At 44.6% G+C, this 26994-nt stretch carries 17 protein-coding genes; 8 read left to right on the top strand and 9 right to left on the bottom strand.

Going from position 1 to position 26994, the window contains the following annotated elements; translation table 11 throughout:
* Positions 1-38: 38 nt before the first annotated feature.
* From QT996_RS02670 to rfbF, 3 genes are all read right to left on the bottom strand, one after another.
* A complete protein-coding gene (locus tag QT996_RS02670) occupies positions 39-770 on the bottom strand; it encodes a cyclase family protein (protein WP_333044326.1) in 732 nt (243 codons plus the stop codon).
* Between the two features lie 77 nt (positions 771-847).
* Positions 848-1912 (bottom strand): acyl-CoA dehydrogenase family protein, encoded by a 1065-nt coding sequence (locus QT996_RS02665; protein WP_333044325.1) that lies wholly within the window; start codon positions 1910-1912, stop codon positions 848-850.
* A gap of 150 nt (positions 1913-2062) precedes the next feature.
* The gene (gene rfbF / locus QT996_RS02660) at positions 2063-2839 is read right to left on the bottom strand and encodes a glucose-1-phosphate cytidylyltransferase (protein WP_333044324.1); all 777 of its coding nucleotides are present in this window, start codon (positions 2837-2839) and stop codon (positions 2063-2065) included.
* 356 nt (positions 2840-3195) lie between these two features.
* Between rfbF and QT996_RS02655 the strand changes: the two genes are divergently transcribed.
* Together QT996_RS02655 and QT996_RS02650 are read left to right on the top strand one after the other, a co-directional pair.
* A complete protein-coding gene (locus QT996_RS02655; protein ID WP_333044323.1) occupies positions 3196-3735 on the top strand; it encodes an RNase A-like domain-containing protein in 540 nt (179 codons plus the stop codon).
* Entirely contained in the window at positions 3732-4031 is a 300-nt protein-coding gene (locus QT996_RS02650) for a contact-dependent growth inhibition system immunity protein (RefSeq protein ID WP_333044322.1), read from the top strand. Before QT996_RS02655 ends, QT996_RS02650 begins: the two co-directional genes overlap by 4 nt.
* Positions 4032-4101: 70 nt before the next feature.
* Here QT996_RS02650 and QT996_RS02645 read toward each other — a convergent pair whose 3' ends face one another.
* The 3 genes from QT996_RS02645 to QT996_RS02635 form a co-directional block, all read right to left on the bottom strand.
* Positions 4102-5430, bottom strand: a complete 1329-nt coding sequence (locus QT996_RS02645; RefSeq protein ID WP_333044321.1) for a GH39 family glycosyl hydrolase — start codon at positions 5428-5430, stop codon at positions 4102-4104.
* 73 nt (positions 5431-5503) lie between these two features.
* Entirely contained in the window at positions 5504-9010 is a 3507-nt protein-coding gene (locus QT996_RS02640) for a glycosyltransferase (protein ID WP_333044320.1), read from the bottom strand.
* A 136-nt stretch (positions 9011-9146) separates the two neighbouring features.
* Positions 9147-11690 carry a glycosyltransferase gene (locus QT996_RS02635; protein ID WP_333044319.1) on the bottom strand — a complete coding sequence of 848 codons (2544 nt, stop codon included), beginning with the start codon at positions 11688-11690 and terminating at the stop codon, positions 9147-9149.
* 163 nt (positions 11691-11853) lie between these two features.
* Here QT996_RS02635 and QT996_RS02630 point away from each other — a divergent pair, with 163 nt between their 5' ends.
* The 3 genes from QT996_RS02630 to QT996_RS02620 all read left to right on the top strand — a co-directional run bounded on the left by QT996_RS02630 (position 11854) and on the right by QT996_RS02620 (position 21256).
* On the top strand, positions 11854-14172 hold the full coding sequence (locus QT996_RS02630; protein ID WP_333044318.1) for a tetratricopeptide repeat protein: 2319 nt from the start codon (positions 11854-11856) through the stop codon (positions 14170-14172).
* Positions 14173-14355: 183 nt separating this feature from the next.
* The gene (locus tag QT996_RS02625; RefSeq protein WP_333044317.1) at positions 14356-15648 is read left to right on the top strand and encodes an ATP-binding protein; all 1293 of its coding nucleotides are present in this window, start codon (positions 14356-14358) and stop codon (positions 15646-15648) included.
* A gap of 412 nt (positions 15649-16060) precedes the next feature.
* Entirely contained in the window at positions 16061-21256 is a 5196-nt protein-coding gene (locus QT996_RS02620) for a PAS domain S-box protein (protein WP_333044316.1), read from the top strand.
* A 204-nt stretch (positions 21257-21460) separates the two neighbouring features.
* Here QT996_RS02620 and QT996_RS02615 read toward each other — a convergent pair whose 3' ends face one another.
* Positions 21461-22024 (bottom strand): Uma2 family endonuclease, encoded by a 564-nt coding sequence (locus tag QT996_RS02615; RefSeq protein WP_333044315.1) that lies wholly within the window; start codon positions 22022-22024, stop codon positions 21461-21463.
* A gap of 163 nt (positions 22025-22187) precedes the next feature.
* Here QT996_RS02615 and QT996_RS02610 point away from each other — a divergent pair, with 163 nt between their 5' ends.
* Positions 22188-23573 (top strand): lipid-A-disaccharide synthase-related protein, encoded by a 1386-nt coding sequence (locus QT996_RS02610; RefSeq protein ID WP_333044314.1) that lies wholly within the window; start codon positions 22188-22190, stop codon positions 23571-23573.
* Between the two features lie 135 nt (positions 23574-23708).
* Here QT996_RS02610 and QT996_RS02605 read toward each other — a convergent pair whose 3' ends face one another.
* Positions 23709-24500: a 2-phosphosulfolactate phosphatase family protein gene (locus QT996_RS02605; RefSeq protein WP_333044313.1), complete on the bottom strand. Its 792-nt coding sequence runs from the start codon at positions 24498-24500 to the stop codon at positions 23709-23711.
* Between the two features lie 89 nt (positions 24501-24589).
* Between QT996_RS02605 and QT996_RS02600 the strand changes: the two genes are divergently transcribed.
* The gene (locus QT996_RS02600; RefSeq protein ID WP_333044312.1) at positions 24590-25483 is read left to right on the top strand and encodes an EI24 domain-containing protein; all 894 of its coding nucleotides are present in this window, start codon (positions 24590-24592) and stop codon (positions 25481-25483) included.
* A gap of 3 nt (positions 25484-25486) precedes the next feature.
* Here the strand turns inward: QT996_RS02600 and QT996_RS02595 are convergent, their stop codons facing one another.
* On the bottom strand, positions 25487-25741 hold the full coding sequence (locus tag QT996_RS02595; protein WP_333044311.1) for a hypothetical protein: 255 nt from the start codon (positions 25739-25741) through the stop codon (positions 25487-25489).
* Positions 25742-26216: 475 nt separating this feature from the next.
* Here QT996_RS02595 and QT996_RS02590 point away from each other — a divergent pair, with 475 nt between their 5' ends.
* Positions 26217-26948 carry a DUF7873 family protein gene (locus tag QT996_RS02590; RefSeq protein ID WP_333044310.1) on the top strand — a complete coding sequence of 244 codons (732 nt, stop codon included), beginning with the start codon at positions 26217-26219 and terminating at the stop codon, positions 26946-26948.
* The last annotated feature ends 46 nt before the right edge of the window (positions 26949-26994 follow it).

Genomic DNA, 26994 nt, shown 5'->3' with positions numbered 1-26994 from the left:
GGTTTTTACTGGAGTTTTTTCAATCTAATTTTACCGCATCAAGCGACAAAAGCTAACACTGACACAGGCGAGCCGGAACCTCCCAAAAAACGCAATATCCCGATAACTAAAGTGATGTTAATCGCCGATAACAAGTCGAGATTTGCTAGATTTTCCAGGACTATTCGCTGCTTTTCTAATACCAATTTGTTAACCGCAAAACTTTCATCTCGCCCGGTATCTACTCCGTGGGTGTCGGTTCCAATTCCGGCGATAGAGCGTTCTTCTAGCAAAAATTGAGTTGCTGCTTTGCCAAATCCGGGGAAGTGGCAAATTCCGTGTTCGTCTCGGTTAAAAAATGATCGCTCGTCATCCCATTTTTCTTGCCAGCCAGTATACAATAAAACTAGATTTCCCGGTTCTATAAGTTTGTGCTGCCGTTCCCAAGTCAATATATCATCAATTGTTAAAGTGTAGTCTGGATTCGCAAAACTTTGCTCTCGAATGTCGATCGCAATTGCAGGGGAAACTAGCGACTGCGGGCCATAACTATCAATGCTGGCCCCTGCGGCATAAAAGCTGTTGGGTGCGTTAATGTGAGTGCCGCTGTGTTCTCCCATTGAGAATTTTCGCAGGAAATAGCCGTGTTGTTCTATTTGAGAGACAGTTTCAAATTCTGTTGCTGGATCTCCGGGCCAGAGGGGAATGTTTGGGTGAATTGAATGGGTTAGGTCTACAATTTGGCTGTAGGCGATCGTTTTTAAGTTATTTGACTTAAAGTTGTTTGTCATCCGGTTAAATATATCTATTATTTATTAAACACAGTTGAGTTTTTGACTTTCTGCCAGCTCAATCTAAAATCTAAAATCTAAAATTCGATTAGTCGATCGAGGGTTGCTTCCATCACCTCCTTTGTTTGCCCGGACACCGTATACACCAAAGCTTCTCGATAAACTCTCCCGGCCGGGTGTACCGCACCGTTAGCAGCACCGCTAGAAACTGCAACCGCAGCGTGCCCGCAACGCACCGCTAAATCAATGGCTTGAGCTCGCAGCGCTAGTTGTTCTGCTTTCGAGCTATGTTGAGATTGTGGAAAATTCTGTTTTAGCCGATCGAGCTTTTGCTCTAGTTTTTGGCAAGCCGCCGTTATAAAAGGTGAATTCTTAGCAGTCGCCGCTGCTGCAATTACATCCAATCCTGCTCGAATACAGCCAAAAGTACCCGGAACAAAATTCAGTATATTTTTGGTGTCGTTTTCCGAAATCCAGCCGACAGGTTTAACTGAAATTATTTCCGATTCATGCAGCAACCAATTATCGAGAGTGGCTGTCACAGTATTAGTCGAGCTCATGGCATTTAACTGCATGATTTCGCTAAAAGCTATTTTACCCGATTCGCGTTCAATATTGGCAAAAGGCACTAAACCGAAAACAGCGCGAGCGTCAGGAAGTACCGCCGCTACAATAAACTTTTGAAACAATCCAAAACCTGTTACCCAAGGAACTTTTCCTGACAGTAAGTAGCCCGCTTTGGTGGGAGTTGCGGTGACGGCCGGATCGCCCGATCGCCTTAAATGCGAAAACCCAATACCCAAGCGTAACTCTTTTTGGGCGATCGCGGGCAAGAATCTGCTTTTTAGCAATTCATTGTCGCTGTTGGCAAGCATGGCAGTTGCGCTGTGGTGCTGAGTTTGCAGGAAAGACACAGCGCCGGAATATCGAGCCGTCAATTCCTGATATTGGTAAAATATCTCTGGTGCAATTTCCGCACCGCCCCATTTTTGGGGAACTCGTAACGCTAAGAGCGATCGATTTTCTAATCCAGCAACTGCTGTTTTCAGCGCTTCCGAGTCGCTGTCTATAATTTCCGCGTGGGGTGCAACGCACTTTTGTAGGTAAGTTTCTGTGCTGTTGATAATTTCTTGAGAATCCATTTTTTATAATTATTTTATAGCAGAGGTAGGGACACGGCAGTGCCATGTCCCTACTACTTGGTGGCGGGGTGTACTTCATAAACGCAGAATATGCCTTATTTTTCTTCAAATTCTTTTGGAGCGAGCCTAAAAGCCCGCTCCAAAACTAACTCATTTCCACACTTTCCAAGGAGCCTTCCCTTCATCCCAAAGCTCGTTTAAATACTTGTATTCTCGAAAAGTATCCATCGCAAAGAAAAAGCCGTCATGACGGTAAGCCATCAACTGTCCGTCTGCCGCCAAACGCTGCATCGGCTCTTGTTCTAAAATACAATCATCTCCCCCCAAATACTCAAACACCCGGCGGTTGAATATCATATATCCAACACTGATCCAGCCGTCGATTTGAGGTTTTTCAGAAAATTGAACTACGCGGCTATCGCTGTCTACATCCAAAATTCCAAAGCGAGAAATCGGGCGAAATGTAGTGACAGTTGCTAGCTTCCCGTGAGACTTGTGAAATTCGAGCAAGGCGTCAATATTGACATCAGCTACTCCATCGCCGTATGTCACCATGAAATTATCGCGATCGATATATTTTTCGATTCGTTTTACCCGCCCTCCTGTCATGCTTGCCGCGCCAGTTTCAGCCAGGGTAACATTAAAATCTTGTTCCAGATGTTCCTCGTGATAAGTGATGGCATTTTGGCGTCCCAGACAGATAGTAAAGTCATTGTTCATGGCTTCATAATTGAGGAAATATTCTTTAATCATGTTGCCGCGATAGCCCAAGCACACAATAAAGTTTTGGAAACCGTAGTGTGCATATATCTTCATGATGTGCCAAATAATTGGATGTCCCCCCACCTCAACTAAGGGTTTGGGACGAAATTCTGTTTCTTCTCTGAGACGAGTACCAAGACCACCTGCTAGGATAACTACTTGCATTTTGTCAGATTTTTAAAGATGATAAATTAATTTATCATCAATCATGAGGGATTTTTTCAAAGAATTATTAACATTTTCTCATAGTGAGTGAAGCTTTGTAAACCACAGAAATCACGAATTATTATAAATAATCGTAGGGTGATTGGGGGGCAGCGTGTATTTAGGAATAATCCTAGGGTGTTCTGTGCATACCATGTATTTAAATGCTGGGCGCAATTTCTAACTAACAGTAGGGTGGGTACTGCGGACAGTATATTTGAATACAGCGCAATTTCTAACTTACTAAGAGTCGATTAAGAAATAGACAAAAGAACAGCAAAAACCTATACTAAATATAAGAAAGACCTTCAACAGCAATGAAAAATCAACTCTATCGCCTAAAAAAGTTTTTAGGTATCCTGTGTGCGATCGCCTCAATAACAGTCTTCTTCCACTCGGCAATACCTGGTGTTTACGCCACGGTTTTAGCACCGGAACTCTCAACTATACCACAAAGCACCGTAGCTTTTTTGCCCAACATACCGGGCGGCGGATTAGACTCTCACGAAGCAGCAGGAGGACACACTTTAGAGAGACACGTTGGCAAAACAGAAGCACAACTAGCACAGCGACTCGCCAGCGAAACGAGAATTTCTGCCGCATCTTCTTTTACTGATAGTTCCGTCGCCGAAGCGGCTATTGCAGAAGCAATGAACAGAAATCAAAGTGCGATCGACTCCTGGGTGAAAAGTCGAGGCAATCGTTATACGATCGACTACAATGCCAACAGAATAATTGGCATTACTCTGCGTCGCCGCGCATCGAAAGCAACTTCAGCATCTCGCCTGAAAATCGTCCTCCAGCGCAGCGCCAAATTACCTCCCGGATACTTTATTCTCAGCGCCTATCCCGAATGATAAATCACTTTCCTCATTTAACCCAATTTTTCAGTTCCTACTTTCACCAAGACTGGCCGTTAGAAGCTGACACTCCCAGCGATGTAGTGAACAACTACCGCAGCAGCGAATCGCCCGCAAGTGTTGAAGCTGCATCGCAAGAACTCAGCAAACTGCTAGAAATGCCGATCGCCTCAGCCGATTTAGAAACATTCATCCTCGATAAATTAGGGTGTTACTACGATCCAAAATACGAAAATCAAACAATCCGAGAGTGGTTGGAATCGGTGCAAAAATCTTTGAATAATCCCAGCTAAAATCTATATATTTGTAGGGACACGGCAGTGCCGTGTCCTCTATATAATTCCGATGCAACCTAAAACGATATCACTTGCTAACCGTCAATAAGTAGCCTTCGTGGACGTTAAAATTAGAGATAACATAAGTCAAGCTGCCACTACTTACCGACAAACTTTCTTCTTTAACGGTGACAAGCTGTGGCACTGCTCCTTCTTGATTGTTGGGAATTTTTTCTAATTTTAGAGTTATTTTCTGGCCCTTTTGAATACCTAGCTGCTCCAAATTTCCGAGGCTTAATGTTACCGTTGTTGCTGAGGAAAAATTGGGATCGAAATAACCTAAAAGTATCTGTGCTTTACCTTCAGGATTTGACTTGCTGGCTAAAGCGACAAGGCGATTGTTATTTGACCAACTCCGCACCCGCGAATTAACCCCGTCAGCATAAGCTTTGTAAGTCCACCAAGCTGCTCTTGGCTCAAAAGTGTTAGGCGTGACCATCCCACTCAGCGTATTGTTGAAGCAATTACTAACTTTATTTGGCCCTTTACTCTCCCAACAAGCTCTGCAAGCACCGTCAGCTTTTGCATACTCTAAGTTATACAAATAACCTAAGATTTCCCCCGGCTGGTACTGCGCTAAGTTCCCGACAATTTCGTTGACGTAAATTTTTTGCAAGTTCAGTTCTTTGTAAGAGGGACTTTGCTGAAAATTACGTTTAGCATCAATTACATGGTCGTCAACAAATAAGATCATGGTATCGTTAAGTTCGTGCCAAGCTAGGAAATTTACTTCCAGTTTGTTCGCTTTGCAGTAATCCAAAAAAGCGGCGAGATATCCTTTGTTGTAGTTGGTAATGCTCGGCCCGCCAATCATTGCTGCCGGCCCCAATTCTTGTCGCAAAATTTTGTAAGCTCTTTTGTAGGTTTCAAAGAATTGTTCTCTGCTTCCATTCCAAAACGGATTTTTTAAATCTGGTTCATTCCATACATCCCAAATAATTTTCTTGCCTTTATTTTGCTGGGCTAACTGTCGGATGAATGCTTCCCACGCGGGGTAGTTTTGATAGGGCCAGCCGTTGGGATTGCTACCGTAGCCCCACAAGTCGCTGACTACTAACTGAAACTCCGCTCCGCTAGCGATTACGCGATCGTAAATATCGAGTCTCCCGGCCCGCCAAAGTTTCGGCTGCAAGGGTTTGATCGAGCTCTCCGGCGGTTTCGCGGTGTCGATTCCATGCAGGATGCCACTCATGGAAATTGTACCGGTGGCTGGCTGTCCAAAATCTACTGTAACGTTCGATCGCAGTTGGGCGATCGCTCTTGGCTGTCCCAAATAGGCTATTAACAGAACCGTGACAATAGCTAAACACATTGGCAGCAGTTTATTAATACGTGGGAACTTGAATGTAAATTGCATATCTTTTGTTTGGTTGATGTTTTGTGGAATGGGCCGGATAGCCCGTTCCTAAGAAGGCTGCAAGAGATCAATTTTAACGAACAGATGAAAACACTTCCAAACCCTGTATTGATTCTATCACTTGTTGCCACGATCGGGAGTTGATCAGCTCGTTGGTATCGAAATTAACTCCTTTTTCCGCAGCAAAAATACCAAAATTTTTCACCCAATCAAAGATAGTTTCTGTGGTAAAATAAGGCGTGCAGGCCCAAGCAGATTGCAAATTATTCACCATCTCGGACATATCTCCCCGATCGTAAGCCTCCCAAGCTTTCCACACTAAATAATAGTATCTCACCAGGCTATCCACTTGCTGTACCTGCTTTTTGAGTTTCGGACTAATAGATAAACTGTCGCTCTCACCGTCACTTACCAATGCCTGTTCAATTATTTCTCCATATTCCCGAAGCATCCGTTCTTCTTTGAATAGTTCTTGGGCTCGCGCTTTGCATGCTTGTCCTGCAAGTCGGCGCAATTCCGGATTTTTTGCCCATATTTCCACCGTTTGTACCAACTCTTTTACTGTTCCTTCTGGGTCGATTGTAGGATCGGGGAGCAACTTTCCCGTATCTCCCAGTTCTTCAGGAATCCCGCTGACTGCTGTGGCAATTACGGGCAATCCTTTCGCCATTGCTTCCATAATTGCTAGCGGCATTCCCTCAGCTTGGGAAGATAAAATAAAGATGTCGCTGGCGTCGAGCCAATCGGCAATATCCCAGCGCTGTCCTAAGAATTTAACCTGTTCTTCTACTCCCAATTTGCTCACAGTTGCTCTTAATTCAGGTTCCATATTGTCGTGAGTAGTAGACCCAGGGCCGGCCCAAACAAAGTAAATTTGGGACCAAATTGGACGATTTTTTAATTGGGCGATCGCCTGCAATTGATACTGATATCCTTTGATTGGAGTCAATCTCGCCGCCGTAAAACAAACGATAGCATTTTCTGGGATTCCTTGTTCTTGACGCAGGCGTTGGCGAGTGGAAAGATTCGGTGGCTCAAAATAACTATTTGGTCTGCCATAATAGATTACTTTTCCTCGTTCTAAATGCGCTTTAAATAGGCTTTGGAACAAGTTTAAATTCTCGTGGGAAACTGCTACCGCTGCTTTGGCTACGATGTACTGGTAGGCAACTGCATCGAAATAGGGGATTTGATCGCCGCGATCGAAGGTTTCATAATTGCGATTGATATAACCCAGACTGATTATGTACGGTATATTTTGCTCGATCGCAACTTTTTTAGCTGCAAAGTTAGCCATCGGCCAGCCGTCACTAAATATAATTAAATCCGGTCGAGCCTGGGAGTAAATCTTTTGAGCATCATCCAAATTGTAAGCAATTCGCAAAAACTCTTTCATCGTGTCGAACTCTAGCCAAATATGTTCGATACCTAGCTGTTTTTGTTCGGTAATTAAAGGGTTAGAAGCTTGACTTTGAACGCTGGTAACTCGGTAGCCATCCGCAGCTAATTTACACATCAGCGAGTGGTTAAACTGAGCCAAACCGCCGACTCCTGAGTCTTCTGTGTACAGGAGTACGTGCTTTGTTGACCGCCGAGAAGCTGAAGTGGAAGCCGATTGAAACTGATAAGGATTATTCGCTGCGATCGCCACTATGTCTTGCCATTCCTGTAAATTGGTTAAGGCATAGGCATCAAAGTTGTAGCCGTACTGTTCCGAAACCCCCTTAAAAGTTTCCAGCCAATTAAAAACAGTTTCAGTGCCTGTCAAATGAGTGTAATACAGAGATTTTTCCAGACTTTCGACCATTTGTGCCAAATATCCGTCGCGGTACATCCGCCATGCTATCCATACGAAACACTTGTAACGTTCCGCGCGTTTCAAGTCACGGATGTGCTGAGGTAAGTCTGGCCGAGCAAAAAATTGCTCCATCAAAATCTCGGTATTTTTCATTAATTTGGAGCCGTTAGACATGATATTGCTGTCGTGCTGACGATAGCAGGTTAATATCTCTTTTAACCAAACTGACTTGCAGCCTTTTAAACCTAAACGTAGCACAAAATCTAAATCTTCGGTTGGCGGCAAGCGATGATCGAAACCCCCCAAGCGTTCCCACCACTCTCGCCGCAGCATCATGGCGCTGGGACGCACGGATTTGTAGAAAACAAAAGCTTCTAAATCTAATTTGGGTTCTTCTTCCCAAGGCGTGACTCCATAGATGCCTTCGTCGTTTTTTCCAACGATAACCCAACCTGTTTGCACCATATCTAATGTGGGGTCAGCGTCAAAGCAAGCTACTTGTTTTTCTAGTTTTTCTGGTAAGAAGAAGTCGTCAGCATCTAGAAAAGCTAAAAATTCCCCTTGTGCTAACTTACAAGCACGATTTCGAGCAATTGCTGCTCCTTGGTTATCTTGATAGATGTATTGAATTACATCGAGGTAAGGTGACAAAACTTGTCGAGTGTTGTCAGTTGAGCCGTCGTCTACGACGATAATTTCCCAGTTTTGATAAGTCTGGGTGAGAACACTCTCTACGGCTCTGACAATGTAGCGCTCGCAGTTGTAAGCCGGGATGATGACACTGACGCGAACTTTTTTGGGAGTAATAATACTAGCCATTAACTGTTTCCATTCTGGTAATTTTCGGAGAGAAATTGCATCGATATTGCGGCCGTAGGTCTTAGCAATTTCAGTTATGCGCTTTACCCAATCTGCTATAGTTGCTGTCAGGGAGTACGGGGTATAATTCAAAGATTTTTGCAAATAGTCAGTCATTTCTGCCGGATAGCCGCTGTAGTAAAGTTGCCACGCCATCCATGTCAGAGCTTCATAAAAAGCCTGCTTTTCTAATTGGCGGATGTCCTCTGGCAAGTCGGCTCTACTGAAGAAACTTTGCTTTAATTTAATACAAAGGTTGGCCTGTTTTAGCGCTCTCTGGATGGACACATTTTGCCCGTGCTGGCGGTAGCATACTGTCACTTGAGGCAACCAAGCAGCTTCGCAACCAGATAGTGCTAAACGCAAGATTAAGTCGGCATCATCTACTGAATCATACTGAGAATCAAAGCCACCGACTCGTTCCAGCCACTGCCGCGAAAACATCATGGCGCTGGGAAGTAGGGGCAGATAAACAATCCAGGTTTTTAAGTCTAGCTGAGGCAAGTATTCCCAGGGTGTTACATCGAAAATACTTTCGCCTTGCTCTTTAACCATTCGCCAGCCACTATTAACAATTCCTAGTGATGGCTGAGCGTCAAATAACGCAACTTGTCCAGCTAACTTATCTGACAGTAAAAAGTCATCTTGATCTAAAAAAGCAATTAATTCACCTCGGGATTCCTGAATTCCTCGGTTGCGAGCGGCAGCTACTCCTTGGTTTTCCTGATAAACATAGCAAATTTTGTCAAAATAAGGCTGCAATGCTTGGCGGGTGTCGTCGCTTGAGCCGTCGTCTACGACGATAATTTCCCAGTTTTTATAGGTTTGGCTGATGACGCTTTCTACCGCTTGGGCGATGTAGCGATCGCCATTATATGCTGGAATAATTACACTTACTCGCGGTGCCGGATTTGGTATTGACATGAATTATATCGGGGATAAGGAAGGGTTCGGCAACGGATTCTGGAACGGATGTAAGGAATGTAACGGAGGTCAGGCAGAAGGCAGATGCAATTCTACTGCTGACAGCAATCCGAATTTGAAATGTCAATCTGGTCTTTTAGCGTGCATAAAATACAGATTCAATACCCTGTACTTCCTCGACTAATTGTTGCCATTGTACTGAATTAATGAGAGAATATGTATCTAAATTATGCCCTTTAGCTAACGAAAAATTGCCAAAATATTCTACCCAGTTTAAGAGCGTTTCTGTACTTAAAAAAGGTGTGTACTTCAAAGATTTTTGAAGCGACTTCTGCATTCCGCTTAGATCTTCTTGATAGTAAGCCTGCCAAGCATTCCATACTAAAGAGCTGTAGTTGACCAGGCTTTCTATTTTCGCCATTGACCTCTGCACCTCTTTTCGAGTAGCAAATGGATCTGTTTGGCGATCACAAAGTAAAGCTTTTTCGATCGCCTCAATCGACTCTGCCAACATCCGTTCCTCTTTAAACACTTTCTCGGCTCGCTGCTTGCAAGCTTTACCGATTTGATGCCGTAATTCTGGATCCATTGCCCAAGCTTCTACAGTTTCCGCCAATTCCCTCGCGGTTCCCTCTGGATCGGTATTCGGATCTGGCAACAATTTCCCAGTCTCGCCAAGCCCTTCAGGAATGCCGCCCACAGCCGTTGCAACTACCGGCAATCCCTTAGCCATCGCTTCCATAACTGCAAGAGAAGGCGCTGCATCTGCTAGAGAAGTCAAAATGAATATGTCGCTAGCATCCAGCCAATCTAGGATATCCCAGCGCTGTCCGATCGCCTTCACGCGATCGCTCACCCCTAACTCTTTAATAGTTTCCCTCAATTCTATTTCTACATTGTCAGCGCTTCCCTCACCAGTTCCTGCCCACACAAAATACAGTTTAGACCACACAGGAGACTGCTGCAACTGCTTGATTGCTTCGATCTGATATCGATGCCCTTTAATCGATGCCAATCGAGCAGATGTGAAACAGACAATCGCATCTTCTGGAATTTCTATTTCTTGTCGCAGGCGTTGACGAACCCCAGGATTAGGAGGTGCAAAATATTTGGGAGAACGCCCCAAGTAAATCACTTGTCCTCGCTCTTTTGGCAACTTGAAATGTTGGCACAATAAATTCAAATGTTCGTAAGCGCCAACAATCAAGGCTCTAGCTTGCAGGCAGTGGTAGAGCACTCCTTCTACATAAGGCACTACATCCCCGCAGGCAAAAGTTGCGTGTTCTGGCATAACTAAGCCGATCACTATCATGTATGGTATTCCCATTTCAATAACTACCTGTTTAGCTGCAAAATTGGAAAATGGCCAACCATCGCTAAAAATAATCATATCCGGTTGATTGCTAGCAAAAAGCTCTCGTGCATCCTGAGTATTTCTTAACACCCGCTGTAAATCTTTATGACCGCTAAAATCTAGCCACAAATGCTCTATACCTAACTCTCGTTCTCGCTCAACCAAGGGGCTAGAATGTTTGGTTTGCACGCAAGTGACTCGATAGCCTAATAGGGCTAACTGACAAAGAATGGCATGATTGTATTGCGCTAATCCTCCTACGCCCGGATCGTCCGTGTTGTAAAGTAGAATGTGCGCTTGCGCTTTTGAATGTGTGGGAATAGAACTCTGTTGAGATTGGGGTGGATTAGTCATTACCATCAAAACAATCTCTTGCCATTCCGGTAACTTACTCAGCGAATAAGCGTCAAAGTTCTCACCATATTCTTCAGAAGCCATCTGAAAACTTTCTAGCCAATTCAAAACTGTTTTTGTGGGCGAAAAAGGCGTATATTGCAATGACTCTTCTAAACACTGGGCCATCTCTGTTAGATGACCGTCGCGATACATCCGCCATGCCAGCCACTTTAAGCATTGATAGCGTTCCCGGTTTTTTAATTGCCGGATTGACTGAGGTAAATCTGGTCGCTCGAAGAATTTTTTCATCACAATTTCTATATTCTTCATTAGGCGAGAACCGCTTGACATGAGATTAGAATTGTGCTGGCGATAACAGGTAAGTGTCTCTTCTAACCAAACTGTTTTGCACCCCTTTAAAGCTAAACGCAAGGCAAAGTCTAAATCTTCTGCTAGTGGAAACTGAGAATCGAAACCGCCCAATTTTTCCCACCAGGTTCGGCGCAGGATCATTGCACTCGGTCGTACGCATTTATATAGAATAAAGCTTTCTAAGTCTAATTTAGACGCTTGCTGCCAAGGCTTGACAGCAGAAATCTCTCGCCCGGTTTCATCGACGATCACCCAACCTGTTTGCACCATATCTAAGGTGGGGTCAGCGTCAAAGCAAGCTAGTTGTTTCTCTAGCTTGGATGGTAGGAAATAATCATCGGCATCTAGAAAAGCTAAAAACTTGCCGTGGGCTAGTTCGCAAGCACGATTCCGGGCTACCCCGACTCCTTGGTTTTCTTGATAAATGTAGCGAATTCTGTCAAAATAAGGCTGCAATACTTGCTGCGTGCGATCTGTCGAACCGTCGTCTACAACTATAATCTCCAAATTAGTAAAAGTTTGAGCTAGGACGCTTTCAATCGCTTGCACGATGTAGCGATCGCCATTATATGCTGGTATAATTACGCTAATAAGCGGTGTTCGATTGACTATTGACATTATTTAGCTCGCTATTACCTATTATTGTCTAGTTTATATTAAGGTTGCTGACATTTAGCACTATTTATAGGCCCATCGGCAGATGTATTTACTTGAAATTGAAGTTTGACAAGTTGTACCATACAATAATACATAGAATTATTACTCAACAGGAACGCAGGAAGTGAATTCAGAAACAGCAGCGGTTGATTTTCAACAACAGGCAGAAGTCTATTTGGCTTTAGGGAAGTTGGATGAGGCGATCGCACTTTGCCAGCAAATTTTGGCATCGCACCCCAATTCCGCCAAGACTTGCAAGACCTTGGGGAAAGCGCTGCAAGCTCAGGGTAAACTAGAAGACGCAAGGTATTGGTATAAAGTTGCGATCGCCCTGCAACCCGATTTTGCCGAAGCTTTTGCTAACCTCGGCACTCTCTGCGCTACTTTGGAACATTGGCAAGAGGCGATCGCCTGTTACCAAAAAGCCATCTCCCTGCAACCAAACTTTGCAGGATTTTACCGTAATTTGAGCCGGATATTTACCCAAGTCGGTCAAGCTGAAGAAGCAGCAGACTGTTGGTATCAAGCACTCCTTGTGGAACCAATAGAAATAGCAGAAGAATATCTAGACTTGGGTAATACTTTGCTTGCCCAAAACAAGGTAGAAAAAGCGCTAGTTTGTTACCACCGCACGATTTATTTAAACCCGAGCTTTTGTGAAGCTTATTGCAAAATAGCCGAAGCTGCTAGCGAGCTAAAGCAGTGGAATGAAGCTATTGTTCACTACCGCAAAGCAATTCAACTCCAGCCGGATATTTCAGAGTTTTATTACAAATTAGGCAATGTTTTGCAAGCGAGCGAACTCTGGCGCGAAGCGGAGGCTGCCTACCGGGAAAGTATTGAGTTAAATCCCAATTCTTTTTGGTCATACTACAACTTAGGCAGCGTTATGCTCAAGTTAGGAAAATGGCAAGAAGCCGCGAGATGTTATCGCACAAGTGTTGAAATAAATCCGAATTTTTCTGGATCTTACTACAGCCTCGGTGCAGCTTGCGATCGATTAGAACAATGGTCAGAATCCGTTGCAGCTTACCAGCGCGCTACTGAATTAGATGCGAATTTTTTCTCAGCTTTTCACCAGTTAGGAGATGCTCTTGTTAAGCTAGAAAGATGGTCGGAAGCTGAGGCTGCATACGAACGGGCGATCGCACTAAATGCGGATTTATTTTGGTCTCATTATAACTTAGCTTTGACTTTAGTTAAACTTCAAAAGTTTGAAGCCGCAACACTCGCTTATCGGCGGGCGATCGCACTCAATCCAGAATTCTCTTGGACTTACCACAATTTAGGAGAAGCGCTGTTAAAAACTCAACAGTGGAAAGCCGCAGCTACCGCTTACCAACGTGCTATTGAACTTAATCCCCATATTTCTTGGTCTTATTACAATTTAGGCGATGCTTTGAGTGGAAATCACGCATGGAACGATGCTGTTTCCGCCTACCTTTGTGCGCTTAAAATCGAGCCGTCTCTACCGGAAATTTACATAAAGTTAGGTAAGGCTCTCATTAAAAGAACTCCGGTAGATGCAGATGTAGCAACTAGCTACTATCACCACCAAACGCAGCCGCAGCACGCTCCTGAATTTTACTGCGGAATCGCCCAAAAGTTGGCTGAGAGCGATCGGCTTAACGAAGCCATCATGTTGTACTTGATGGTATTAGAGATTAGACCAAAAGATCCAGAAATATCCCAAAAATTAGAGGGGATTTTAGAAAAACAGCGTCAAACAGGGAAATCTACTCTATTATTAGAGTTAGAGGCTAAGGATATTCGCGATCGCTATATCGCCAGAGTCGCCAAAGGCAAGACTTTTGCAGAAGTCGGCGGCTTGTGGGGAACTGTCAGCGAAAAAGTATCTGTAGCTAGCAAATACGGTGCAGTTTCTCTGACAATGATTGATGCCATGCCGGCATCCCTCCAGTGGTGGCAAGATTTTCACGATCGCATGACAAGTTTAAATATTGCTAATTATCACTGTATCAATCAAGATATCACTCAGATTCAGCTTACAGACATTGGCGAGCCTTACGATGTAGTTCACTGTGCAGGAGTTTTGTACCATCACCCGCATCCGTTGCAGATTTTAGTTGCTTTGCGTCAGATAACTCGCGAGCATTTAATTTTCACTTCAGCTATTACTCAAGAAGTGATAGAAAATGAGTTGGGACGCTATCAAATTCCCGCTTCGGGAGTAATGTTTGTTCCCGCTTTGGACGACGCAGAACGAGCTATTTTAACAGCTTATTGGCGACCATACATCAACAATAACCAACTTATAGGGATAACTGAGAAAGCAGTTTTTGACATGAACGATTTTGCGCCTTGTTGGTGGCTACCTACAGCTACTGCTTTAGAATCTATGTGCAAAGTCGCGGGATTTAAAGTTTTAGACAAAGGATTGACTTGGAACAATAATGCTTTGACTCTGCTGCTGGGGATTTGAGGGTTTGTAAACGAACAATAACTGGACTTGCTTGTGAACAAACGGCTAAACACCCGGTTTCGGACCGGATTTATCGTTTTATTTACCCAATATTCCTACTAGAAACCGGGTGTTTTCCGTAAGTCCTAAATAAAATAGCTGCCAACATTTTTTGTGAAGAAAACAGGAACTGGGAAATAATCAATGAACAATCAGCAACCAGGGACGCCGTTAGGAAACATTTTAGTAGTAGACGATACTGCAGAAAACCTGCGTCTGTTGTCTACCATGTTGACTCAAAGGGGGTACACCCCCCGCTGCGTGATTAACGGAAAAATGGCTTTGAGAGCCTGCAATTCTAATCCACCTGATTTAATTTTGCTCGACATAATGATGCCGGAAATGAACGGTTATGAAGTTTGTCAGCACTTGAAATTAGAGCCTAAAACTCGCGAAATTCCGGTTATTTTTATCAGCGCTAAAGATGAAGTTTTCGACAAAGTAAACGCATTTGCTGTGGGAGCAGTTGACTATATCAGCAAGCCATTTCAGTTTGAAGAAGTGCTCGCCCGCATCGAAAGTCACCTCAGCCTGCGGAATTTACAAAAGCAGCTAAAAGAACAAAATGTGCTGTTGCAAGAAGAAATCACCAGCCGCTTAGCCGTAGAAAAAACTCTTCAGGAAAAAAACCAAATCCTCCAACAAGAAATTAGCACCCGTCGCGCCGTTGAAAAAGCCCTCCAAGAGCAAAATTTGGTACTCCAACAAGAGATATCGAACCGCCAGCGCGCCGAATCGGCTCTATTAAAATCTAACCAAGAATTGGCGCGTTCAAATGCGGAACTAGAACAATTTGCTTATGTGGCTTCTCATGACTTGCAAGCGCCTTTAGCAACCATTGCCAGTTACGCTCAACTTTTAGAAAAACGCTACAAAGATCAACTCGATAGCCAAGGTAGTAAGTTTATCGGCAATATCGTTCACGGCTGCACCAGAATGCAAACTTTAATTGACGATTTACTCGAATATTCACGAGTTGGCCGGAGCCGGAAACCTTTTGAACTGACAGATTGCAATTACGCAGTCGAGCAAGCACTCGCGAACCTGCAAGGGGCGATCCGCCAGACTCAAGCCATTGTCACCTACAGCGAATTACCAGCGGTAATGGGGGATATTTCTCAGCTCGTACAGCTCTTTCAAAATTTAGTCGGCAATGCGATTAAATATCGCCACGATGCACCGCCTGTGGTTCATATTACCGCTTGCAGACAGGAGGAAAACTGGTTAATTTCTGTCTCAGATAATGGAATTGGGATTGCTCCCCAGCATCAAAAACGTATCTTTCAAATTTTCCAGCGCTTGCATACTCAAAGAGAATATTCGGGGACAGGTATTGGTTTAGCAATTTGTCAAAAAATTGTGGAACTTCATGGGGGATGTATCTGGGTGGAATCGGAACCAGAGCAAGGTTCAACTTTTTACTTTACTCTCCCTTAATTGAGACATAATTTTGACCAAAAGTATAAGCTATAAGCGAGGCAAAATTAAATAGTTTCTATATTAGAAATCCTCATCTAGAAGATATAATTGAGAAGTTAATACTATTTAAGAAAGCAGATGAAAACATTAAATAATTGGGAAGGAATGGGACGAGCGTGGTGGGGGGATGGGCTACAGTTGCATTCTTTTTGTTAAGTGGTATAAATAATCAGTTATAATAAAAAATATTTTCCGTTGACAGTCTAGTTGGTGCGTGATAAAATTTTAATGATTAAACAAAAATTTTGTAGCGCTTGCTTACCCTCCCGAATCGGACGCTCGATGTATGTGTGCGTGCAATTGAATGACTGCCCTGAAAATAAAAGGTAAAATTAAAGTTATTTTAATATTTTATTGATTAATAAATATTATGAAAGCAGTTTTTAACTTAACTGTGCCTCCTATCTGCTTAAAAGTTCTGTTAGTAGAAGACAACCCTCATGAAGCTGAGCTGATTGAAGATTTGCTGTCAGAAATAGGCGGCGCGCAGCGTATAGTGCTGACGAAAGTAGAGCGCCTCAGCGAAGCGCAGCAGCGATTGAATCAAGAAACTTTTGACATAATTTTATTAGACCTTTCACTGCCAGATAGTCTGGGAATCGAGACGGTGGCTCGGGTACAAGAGTACGGGGTAAATGTGCCGATCGTAGTTCTGACCGCCCAAAACGACGAAGAGCTTGCCCTGCGGTTGATTTCGGTCGGCGTACAGGATTATTTGGTAAAAAGAAAAATAGATAGCGAACTGTTAATTCGATCGCTCCGTTACGCCATAGAACGCCAGAACAGTCAAGATGCTTTGCGAAAAAGTGAAGAAAAATATCGCTCGGTGGTGGAAAATTCCCTGATCGGCATTGCCATCATCGCTCCAATTATTGACAGGGAAATTCCTCTAAATTGCCACTGGATAGAAGTTAACGATGCCCTGTGCAATTTGCTGGGCTATGAGCGCTACGAACTCGTGCAAAAGAATTGGCTAGAGTTGACTCATCCAGAGGATTTGGAGGCTAATTGTGAAAATTTTTCTCAGATGTTAGCAGGTAGGAGCGAGGGTTACATCTTAGACAAAAGGTGGCTCAAAAAAGACGGCGAAATAGTTTACACGCGAGTTTCTCTGCGCTGCATCCGCCGCCTGGACGGGTCTATCGACCGGATCATCGAAGTAGTGTTGGACGTGAGCGATCGCTACCGCTACGAAGCCAAACTGAAAGCGTCAGAAAATTTTTTAAACCACACCATAAATGCTACGCCCGACCCCATTTTTGTCAAAGACGAGCAACACCGCTGGATGATATTAAATGATGCTTTTTGTCAGTTTGTCGGGAAATCGCGGCAAGAACTGCTCGGTAAATCAGATTATGACTTTTTTCCCAAATCAGAGGCTGCTGTTTTTTGGACAAAAGATGAAGAAGTATTGAGAACGGGTGTCTGCTTGGAAACAGAAGAAAAATTTACAGACACTGCCGGGAGAGAACACATAATTTCTACAAAAAAAAGCGTCTTCAAAATAGCAGACGGCAGTAAAGTAATAGTGGGTACAATTAGAGATTTTACGGAATACAGACAGCAACAAAAAGCCCTGGAACAAAGCGAAGCTCGCTTTCAAAAATTGGTAGCTAACATACCGGGAACAATTTATCAATTACGAAGGTCAGCAACTGGAAAAATGTCTTTCCCCTACGTCTCTTCAGGCAGCCGCCAACTGTACGAATTAGAAGCAGAAGCAATCGAGCAAAATGCGGAACTGATTTTCAGCGGAATTCACGCAGACGATTTCTTAGATTTAGAATCATCGATCGAAATTTCTGCCGCTACCTTGGAACCTTGGCAGCAGCAGTGGCGACAGACTTTGCCATCTGGAAAAGTTAAGTGGCTGCAAGGAGCGGCGAGACCGGAAAGGCTGAATAATGAAAGCAAATCTGGCAGCGAAGGCGATATTCTCTGGGACGGTTTAGTGATGGATATCACTGAATTAAAGCAAGCCCAAACAGAGCGCGATCACTTTTTTACCATCTCCTTAGACTTGCTTTGTATTGTAGGCTTTGATGGCTATTTTAGACGATTTAACCCTGCTTGGTCAACGGTTCTAGGCTACAGTAGTGCTGAGCTTTTTGCCAAGCCGATGATCGAATTTGTTCATCCAGACGATCGAAAAGCTACCGCAGCCGAAGGAGCCAAACTAATAGCAGGTACCTCCAGTATCTCCTTTGAAAACCGCTATCTCTGCAAAGATGGTTCTTACAAATGCTTCCTGTGGACATCCTCGCCATTTAGTGAAGAAAGTTTAATCTACTCAGTCGGGCACGACATTACCTCTCGCAAACAAGCAGAGTCCCAACTCCAGCGACAAGCAGTAGCAATGGCCGCTGCGTATGACGGAATCGCCATTTTTAATACTAATAAAGAATGTATTTATTCCAACGACGCTTATCTCAAAATGTACGGCTTGGCTAGCACTAGCGAACTGTATGGGAAGAAATGGAAAATGCTCTACAGCAAAGCAGAAAATCTATTTTTTGAACTACAAATAATGCCAATGCTCATGCAAAAAGGGTACTGCAATATAGAAGCTAGCGGTCAGCGCCGGGACGGTAGTAAGTTCCCTCAAGAATTGTCGCTGACAAGGCTTGTCGGTGGCGAAATCATTTCTATAGTGCGCGATATCACTAATAGAAAACAGGTAGAATCAGCCCTGCGAGCGAGCCAGCGTCGCTACCAAACTTTAGCAGAAGCATCGCCAGTTTGCATATTCCATACAGACACCTTGGGAAATTGCCTTTATGTGAATCAACGGTGGAGCGAAATCACGGGATTAAACCCAGAATTAGCCGCCCAAAATGGCTGGATGAATGCCCTACATCCCGATGATACGGAGCGGGTAAAAAATGAATGGCATCAAGCAATTATTGAGAAAATTCCTTTTAAATCAGAATACCGCTTTCAGCATCCAGACGGTCGTGTAATTTGGGTGATCGGTCAGGCAATTGCAGAAATCGGAGACAAGCAGGAAATTAAAGGCTATATCGGAACTATTACTGATATTAGCGATCGCAAACAAGCAGAATTAGATTTGCTGCGAGTTACTCAAGCGGTAGAAAGCACCAGCGATGCGATCGGCATTGCTGACTTGACAGGGCGATCGCTCTACCACAATCAAGCCTTTGTTCAACAGTACGGCTACACCGCAGAAGAACTAAACACAGCAGGCGGATTAACAGCAATTTACCCCCAAACTAAAGTGCTGCTAGAAATGTTTAAAACGATCCGTAAAGGCAAATCTTGGCAAGGCGAACTCAAAATCAACACTAAAAACAACGAACTGGTAACAACTTTATTTCGCGCCGACGGCATTAAAGATGAAAGTGGTCATTTAATCGGGTTAGTGGGAGTAATTACCGACATCACCGAACGCAAACAAGCCGAGATAGCGCTGTTGCAGCAATTAAGGCGAGAACGGCTGGTAGTTGCCATGCTCGATCGCATTCGCTCCTCCCTCAATTTAGAAGAAATCCTCACCGCTGCTGTCGAACAAGTGCGGCAATTTTTGCAAACAGACCGCACAGTTATTTACCGCTTTAATCCCGACTGGAGCGGCGTTGTAGTTGTGGAATCCGTGGCCCACAATCGAATTTCGCTGCGAGACTTTACCAATATTGACGGCTGTTTTAAAGAGAGATTTGTTGAGATTTACCAGCAAGGCTCTATTCGAGCTATGGAAGATATTTACCGGGAAAATCTGACGGAATGTCACATGAAGTTTCTCGAAGGATTTGAAGTAAAAGCTAACTTAATAGTGCCGATTTTAAAAGCACGAGAAAGCATTTCCCAGACCGAACAGACTGCAGAAAATAACCTCTGGGGACTGCTAATCGCCCAAGATTGCACGGGCCCCCGTCCCTGGGATTCCTCAGAAATAGAATCCCTCCGGCAATTGTGCGTGCAATTGGCGATCGCGATCCAGCAATCCACGCTATTTCAACAAGCACAAACCGAAATTGCCGATCGCAAACTTGCAGAATCTGCCCTCCAACAAGCCGCATTAGTCGCAGAAAGCGCCAACCGCGCCAAAAGCGAATTTCTTGCCAATATGAGCCACGAACTACGCACGCCTTTAAACGGCGTTTTAGGTTACGCTCAAATCCTCAAAACCGACAAAGACTTAAACTCAGATCACCAAGAAAGTCTCAGCAATATTCAACAGTGCGGTCAACACCTGCTGATGTTAATCGACGATGTTTTAGATCTTTCCAAAATTGAAGCTAGAAAAATGGAACTCTACCCGGAAGAGTTGAATTTTCTAAATTTCACGAAAAACATTGCTGATCTCTTTCAGATGCGGGCCTCTCAAAAAGAAATTTTATTCCATTATGAACAAGTCTCTCCCCTGCCTAGCTGCGTTCGTGTAGATCCAAAAAGATTGCGCCAAATTCTCATAAATTTACTCAGCAATGCCGTTAAATTTACTAACAGCGGCGGTGTGACTTTCAAAGTCGGCTATGTCGGCACCGGGGCCTGGAGTCTAGGGCAAGGAGAAAATTATGAACTCTCGACTTTGAGTTCGGAACTCAAAGAAAATTATATGCGCTTTGCCCACAATCCTATCGCAGCAAAACACGCTTTAAAAATCCGCTTTCAAGTGGAGGATACCGGCACTGGAATAGAGCGAAGCAAGTTAGAAGAAATATTTTTGCCTTTCCACCAAGTAGGAGGCAATACATTTGTTGAAGGTACAGGTCTCGGACTCTCGATTAGCCAAAAATTAGCGAAACTAATGGGTACCGAAATTCGCGTCCACAGCACTTTGGGAAAAGGCAGCACTTTTTGGGTGGATTTAGAATTGCCAGCAGCTAAACGGTACTTGGAGGTGTCTCCTTTGCAGGAAAAACGCTGGATTGTCGGTTTTATCGGCAATAAGCGGAAAGTGCTAATCGTGGATGACAATCCACTAAATCGCGATTTGTTATGCAGGCTACTGCGGCGTTTGGGATTTGAGGTTGCAGAGGCCCAAAACGGGCAAGAATGCCTCTGCAAAACAGTTAAATTTCAACCGGATGTGATTTTAATGGACTTGCGGATGCCTGTAATGGATGGCTTAGAAACTGCAAGAAAACTGAGGCAGTTGCCGGCAGTAAAAGAGGTCGTGTTAATCGCTATGTCAGCTAGCGTTTTCGAGGCTACGCAGCAAGATACCATCCTCGCAGGGTACGATGCTTTTCTTCCCAAACCGATCGAAGCAAATCACTTTTTGGAACAGTTGCGCGTGCATTTGGGACTAGAATGGATTTATGGGGAATCTTCGGAAAACAAAAAACGCAAAACTCCCAGTTTGTCACCCGCCTCTGATTTTCCTGCTTATTCTTCTCTGTTACCTGCGGCTTCTGAATCGGTAGCAAAACTTTTGAAACTCGCAGCTATGGGCGACATTGAAGAAATTTTTGAGGAGAGTGCTAAGCTGGAGAGTTTAGAACCTAATTTAGTGCCGTTTGTCTCGAAGCTGCGCCAACTTGCTAAGGGATTTCAGCTCAAACAAATTCGGAATACTTTAAAGCAATATATCGATGGTCAGTGATCAGTGGTCATTAGTTATTTGTTGTCAGTTCCACTGCCCAATGCCCAATTCTCAAGACCCCATTCAGAATTTGCACCTTTTCAGTGCACTGTCTATATTGTCTGATAAGCTGTTGTGCATCTAAACTGCATATTTCGATCCCATATCAAAACTCGTCAAATCCTTACCCCCTCTCCCTCTCTCCTACTCTAATATTCTGTTGTTTCACTCTAATAGCCAACCAAATAAATCTCCTACTTTCAGTTGCAATTCCCGGGCAAAAGATGGCATGGGCAATAACTGTTCCGGTTCGTCAAACACCTCCGTTGATTGAGTCGGCCGATATACAAAAACCGACTGATCCTCTGGATCGATTAACCAACCCATTTGAGTTCCGTGTTTGAGACAATGTAAAATATTTTTAGTAACTTTAGTTTGGTTTTGGTCGGGGGAGAGGATTTCAATTGTCCAATCCGGGGCGATCGCAAACACATTTGCCACACCACCATTTTCTTTACGGGGAATGCGCTCCCAAGTGAATACAGTCACGTCTGGAACGATCGCTCGACCGCCAAAAATGCACCGTAGTTCGGGAAATGCTCGCGCCACCTTTTGAGGTTTGAGAGTAGCATTAGCAGCACTTGTCAACTCGCCTTGAATGACACTATGTTCTCCTTGAGGCATCGGTTTTTGAATGATTGCACCGTCAATGTACTCGCTGGCTGGTTGGGTTTCTGGCAACTTAAGAAACTCTTGGAGTGTCAAAGATTTTGGCAGGGTTTGTACCATCCAATTTTACCTAAAAAATAGAGTTTCATCTGCTATTTTACCAAAAAGTCCCGGACTCGTGCGATCGTCGCTCCACTTACTTCAACATCCGGCTATACCACCTTGCATCCTGCGGCTAATCTTGCTTCTATATATTCAGAGACAGTTTTTGAGAGAGTTGGGATTGAAATTACTTTGCCTCAGTAACGGCCACGGAGAAGACGCGATCGCCCTTCGCATCTTGCAGGAACTACAACAGCACCCGCATCCTCCAGAATTAGCCGTGTTTCCGCTAGTGGGCGAAGGGCAAGCTTTCGCTCAACTAGAAAACGCCCGCATCATCGGCCCGGTGCAGCGGATGCCTTCGGGCGGCTTTATTTACATGGACGGAAGGGAATTTTTGCGCGATGTCAAAGGCGGGCTGCTTCAGTTGACCCTAGCTCAGTTTAAAGCCATCCGCGCTTGGGTGCGATCGCAACAACAGTCTGGGAATCAAGACGGCGTTATTTTAGCCTGCGGGGATATTGTACCGCTGCTGTTTGCTTGGCTGGGCGGCGCGCCCTATGCCTTTGTCGGTACTGCCAAGTCCGAGTATTATTTGCGGGACGAGGACGGGCCTCTGGCTCGCAAATCCCGCGCCTTTGGTTGGTGGGGTTGCCCGCGATCGGTTTATTTGCCTTGGGAGCGCTGGTTGATGACTCGATCGCGCTGTCGGGCCGTTTTTGCTAGGGACGCGCTAACCGCCGAGACTTTACAAAAGCTGGGAATTCCCGCTTACAATCTCGGAAACCCGATGATGGACGGACTCGAACCGGAAAACCCCGCCGGTTTTTACGGCCCTGACGCAGAGTTTCGGGAAAGGTCGCGATCGCTCGTCATCACCTTACTCCCCGGTTCTAGAGCGCCGGAAGCCTATGCTAATTGGCTGCTAATAATAGAGGCTGTAGCCGGAATTTTGTCGCTGTTTGCCGATCGCAAATTGTTATTTTTCGGAGCGATTTCCCCTCAGTTAAATCTAGAAGCTTTGCGACCTAGTTTAGAATTTTTTGGGTGGCGACAACAAGGCGAAACTAGAACGCAGCGGCGAGAAGGAAGTATTTTGCGACCTCCTGTTTCTAGCGCTCAAGAAATTCAGCAAGAATCTCCTAATTTGCTATTACCGCTGACATTTGTGCAGAGAAACGCCACAATGATTTTGACTCAGCAAAGTTTTAACGATTGTTTGTACGAAGCAGATTTAGCAATAGCAATGGCAGGAACAGCTACAGAACAATTTGTAGGTTTAGGAAAACCCGCGATCGCCATTCCCGGAAACGGCCCGCAATTTACTCCCGCCTTTGCAGAAGCTCAAAGTCGCCTGTTAGGCCCGTCATTAATCTTAGTCAAACATCCCGCCGAAGTTGCCGGCGCGGTGCAGTCTTTGCTCCGCGACCCCGACAGGTTGCAGCTAATCGCTGAAAATGGCTGGCGGCGCATGGGAGAACCCGGTGCAGCAGCCAGAATTGCCGAGTGTTTAATTCAGCGCTTCGGCGGTGAAGGCAGCAATTCTCAATTGCCGACAATAGACTAGGGACAAAACATAGTTTTGTCCCTACCAAGTATGTTTAATTCTACTTGCTTAAAGAAATATTGTTCACTAACTACCTGCTAATTTCCGTAGGGTGCGCCTAGGCGCACCTTACTAATACTGCACTCGCAAAAAAATTTAATTCGCCGTTTTTTCCGAAGATTGATCCCAGAAATTAGCTTGAGGAATTTTAAAATCCGACTTAACCAAAACTCCCGGTTCTCGCTGCATAGGCAGCACATCTAAAGTATCCGTTTGCGCGCAATATTTTAAATCTTCAATAACACCTAAACCGAGGAGGCGCTGACCGTGGCTAGCTCTTTCCAACAATTCGTGCAACCGATCTTGCCAGTGCAAATAAAGAGCAATAGCCCCAAATACTTCATCGTTCCCAGCAAAATCGCTCGCAGGAATACCGCTTTCTGCTAGCAGACTTTGGGCGATCGCACCAGCACAAACCGTATCTTCCAACGAATAACTTCCTTCCCAACCAGAACCCACAATCCAAATAGTTTCCGGCTGTTTATTTAACAAAAACTGCACCACAGATTTGCGGTTAATCAAAGCCGCCGTTAACACAGTTGCAGCAGCTTGCACTCTCTCCAAAGCCCGAGTACCGTTAGTTGTGCTGATAAAAATTCGCTTCCCAGTCACCTTTTCTGGCGTGCAGTCGAGGGGGGAATTCCCCATGTCAAATCCGTCAACTTTGCCGCCGCCGCGCTCTCCGGCGCGAATCCGCTTATCTGCAGGCCATTTTTCGCTCTCGGCCATTAGCTTATTTAAGTCGCTGAAAACTTGGACAGCTTCCGCGCCATTATTCAGGGCCGTTGCCATTGTCGTAGTCGCCCGCAGCACATCAACTGCGATCGCGCAAGCCGGCATTTTGTCGGCTGGCGTAAGTTCCGGGGTATGGTAAATAAAAAGCTTCACTTTTGGGCTACCTGCGATAAATCCTCATCAGCAATAATAATGGAAAGTGGAGAATAGAAAATAGAGTCGAGTCCTCAAAAGCAGAAAATATGTCAAAACAGCTCAATTCAAACCCCGCCCACGCCGCCATTACCGCACCAATTGGACTCCTGGCAGGTTTCACCTATCCTTTGCGAGCTTTCACGCTGATTTTGCAAACTCCCAAGCTGTGGACTTATGTATTAGTTCCCGTGGTGCTAAATTTGATAATTGGTATTGGTCTTTATTTAAGCTTGCTATTTCCCAGTTTGGCAGGGATAGACGTTTGGGTTGCCGATTTGTCCGTCCGATTTAATACTCTAATTGCGAGTTTTCCAGCTTGGCTGAGCTTTCTCGGCGTGTTAACAGTTGCTTTTGGCTGGCTGCTGCGCGTGATCCTAGTGTCAGGACTTTTGCTAATAATTGGATTTTTGTTAGTGCAGTTTGGCGTGATTTTAGGTTCGCCCTGGTACGGCAAACTTTCCGAACAATTGGAACTCCTGCGGAACGGTCAATTGCCCGCAGAAGCACCAATGAATTTAGCGAGTAGTTTTGGGGATATTCAAAGGGCGATCGCCTTTGAACTGCGAAAATTACAAATTTTGTTGAGCGTCGGTATACCGCTGCTGCTACTAAATTTTCTCCCTGGTGTCGGCTCTATTCTTAGCAGTTTGGGTGGCGTAGCTTTGGGCGCGACTATTGTCTGTTTGGACTTTTTAGATGCACCTTTAGAGAGGCGGAGGCGACCTTTTCAGGAGAAGTTGGAGATAATTTGGGCGAGTTTGCCGGCCAGCGGGAGTTTTGGTGTGGTTTGTTTGGGTTTGGTGAGCATTCCGCTGTTGAATCTGTTGGCGATTCCGCTGTGCGTGACGGCGGGAACTTTGTTTTTTTGCGATCGCATTTGGCCGGCCCGCTTTGCCCCAGAAGAAACAAAGAGCGATCGAGAAACTAACATTACCAATTAAAAACTAGGAAGATGCTTCTTCCTTCGGCTGACTCTGGGAGTTAAGACCCAAAAAGGGGCTTAAAAACAGCCAGCTAATGAAGAAAAAGGATGCTGTAAATAGCTGGACAATATCGATCGCCGACAAATATCCGTCAGATAATAGTGCAATAGTTCTATCTGTCAGCCCGAATATCCAAGAGAGAATCCCAAACAACCAAATGCCTTTTTGGAGCATGGGCAAAAATGCTGAAACTTCCGAGTTTTGCGACTTGTTCATTGATTTAGCCCTTGTTTGCGAAAAGTCTGATTAACCGGGGCACCCCAAGGGCTTAAGGATTTTTGGTGTCTCCTCGGATTCCCTTTGTTATCTATATGTTAAGAAATATTTCCCGATATGACAACGCGCCCTGGGAGGGATTTCCGCATCTATCTCAAGAGGTAGTTGGAGCGCTGACAAAGAGTTATATTTGCTACACTTTGGCAACGACGCTAGAGATTTTGCCGATTTTTTAAGAGATAAATTGCTGGGCACGGGTAGCGGCGGGATCTCTTGGCAGCGCGCCTACAAAAAAAAGCTTGTAATTTATATTGAAGTATGTAATTCTACAAAATGAACAAGTCTGGTTAAAGAACGATCGTGAGGTTTGTACTGAGGACTGAAGTTCTCAAAGCCCTAAAAGCCACAGGACAAACAATTTGATTATCAGTATTAACCCGGCTTGATATGAGTTCAGCGTCAATAAAATCGAACAATGGCACGCTTAAATCAGATTATTGCGATCGAAAAAGGCATCAAAAGCCGCTCGGTTCAAGAACTGGCAGAAGCTCAAAAAGCTCTCCAGAAGCCCGCTGTGCTTTCTGGAATCTCCCGCACTTACCGTCCCAAAGACGAAGAAGGCGAACAACTGCCGCCCGAGTCCAAAAAAGTTGAAGTCAAAGCAGAAGAGATTATCCGCAAAACGACTGAAGTTTTGACCAAACTCTTTGACGTAACCGCAACCAAAGATTGGACAAACTGTAGCGCTCGCGCGGACGTAACTGTAGACGGAAATGTGCTTTTGAGCCAAGTTCCCGTCAGCTATTTGCTATTCATTGAAAAGCAGTTAGCCGATTTGCAAGCATTCATCAAAAAACTTCCCGTCTTAGATGCTTCCGAGACTTGGAACTTCGATGCTTCGGCAGACTGTTGGGCCACTGAACCGATGCAAACTCTCAAGATTTTTAAAACTCCGCGCAATCACGTTAAAGCTGAAGCTACCGAACACCATCCGGCTCAAGTCGATGTTTATTACGAAGATATTACGATCGGCTATTGGCGGACTGTCAAGTTTTCTGGAGCAATGCTGGCGCGGCGGATCAATGAGTTGCTGCAAAGGGTGGAAATCTTGCAGCAAGCTGTTATGTTCGCCCGCGAAGAAGCTAATAATTCTGAAGTTGAGGAACAGAGAGTGGGAGAACGAATTTTTCAGTTTATTTTCCGCTGATTGCTTGCTTTTTTGATAGTTATGGTTTAAGATATAAACAGAGTAC

The sequence above is a fragment of the Microcoleus sp. S13C4 genome (genome assembly GCF_036700865.1).
Taxonomy (GTDB): Bacteria; Cyanobacteriota; Cyanobacteriia; order Cyanobacteriales; family Microcoleaceae; genus Microcoleus.
This window is presented reverse-complemented; position numbering and strand designations above follow the sequence as displayed.

Coding starts and splice junctions, on each gene's coding strand:
- QT996_RS02670 (WP_333044326.1), bottom strand. CDS start 770: ATGACAAACAACTTTAAGTCAAATAACTTAAAAACGATCGCCTACAGC.
- QT996_RS02665 (WP_333044325.1), bottom strand. CDS start 1,912: ATGGATTCTCAAGAAATTATCAACAGCACAGAAACTTACCTACAAAAG.
- rfbF (WP_333044324.1), bottom strand. CDS start 2,839: ATGCAAGTAGTTATCCTAGCAGGTGGTCTTGGTACTCGTCTCAGAGAA.
- QT996_RS02655 (WP_333044323.1), top strand. CDS start 3,196: ATGAAAAATCAACTCTATCGCCTAAAAAAGTTTTTAGGTATCCTGTGT.
- QT996_RS02650 (WP_333044322.1), top strand. CDS start 3,732: ATGATAAATCACTTTCCTCATTTAACCCAATTTTTCAGTTCCTACTTT.
- QT996_RS02645 (WP_333044321.1), bottom strand. CDS start 5,430: ATGCAATTTACATTCAAGTTCCCACGTATTAATAAACTGCTGCCAATG.
- QT996_RS02640 (WP_333044320.1), bottom strand. CDS start 9,010: ATGTCAATACCAAATCCGGCACCGCGAGTAAGTGTAATTATTCCAGCA.
- QT996_RS02635 (WP_333044319.1), bottom strand. CDS start 11,690: ATGTCAATAGTCAATCGAACACCGCTTATTAGCGTAATTATACCAGCA.
- QT996_RS02625 (WP_333044317.1), top strand. CDS start 14,356: ATGAACAATCAGCAACCAGGGACGCCGTTAGGAAACATTTTAGTAGTA.
- QT996_RS02620 (WP_333044316.1), top strand. CDS start 16,061: ATGAAAGCAGTTTTTAACTTAACTGTGCCTCCTATCTGCTTAAAAGTT.
- QT996_RS02615 (WP_333044315.1), bottom strand. CDS start 22,024: ATGGTACAAACCCTGCCAAAATCTTTGACACTCCAAGAGTTTCTTAAG.
- QT996_RS02600 (WP_333044312.1), top strand. CDS start 24,590: ATGTCAAAACAGCTCAATTCAAACCCCGCCCACGCCGCCATTACCGCA.
- QT996_RS02595 (WP_333044311.1), bottom strand. CDS start 25,741: ATGAACAAGTCGCAAAACTCGGAAGTTTCAGCATTTTTGCCCATGCTC.
- QT996_RS02590 (WP_333044310.1), top strand. CDS start 26,217: ATGGCACGCTTAAATCAGATTATTGCGATCGAAAAAGGCATCAAAAGC.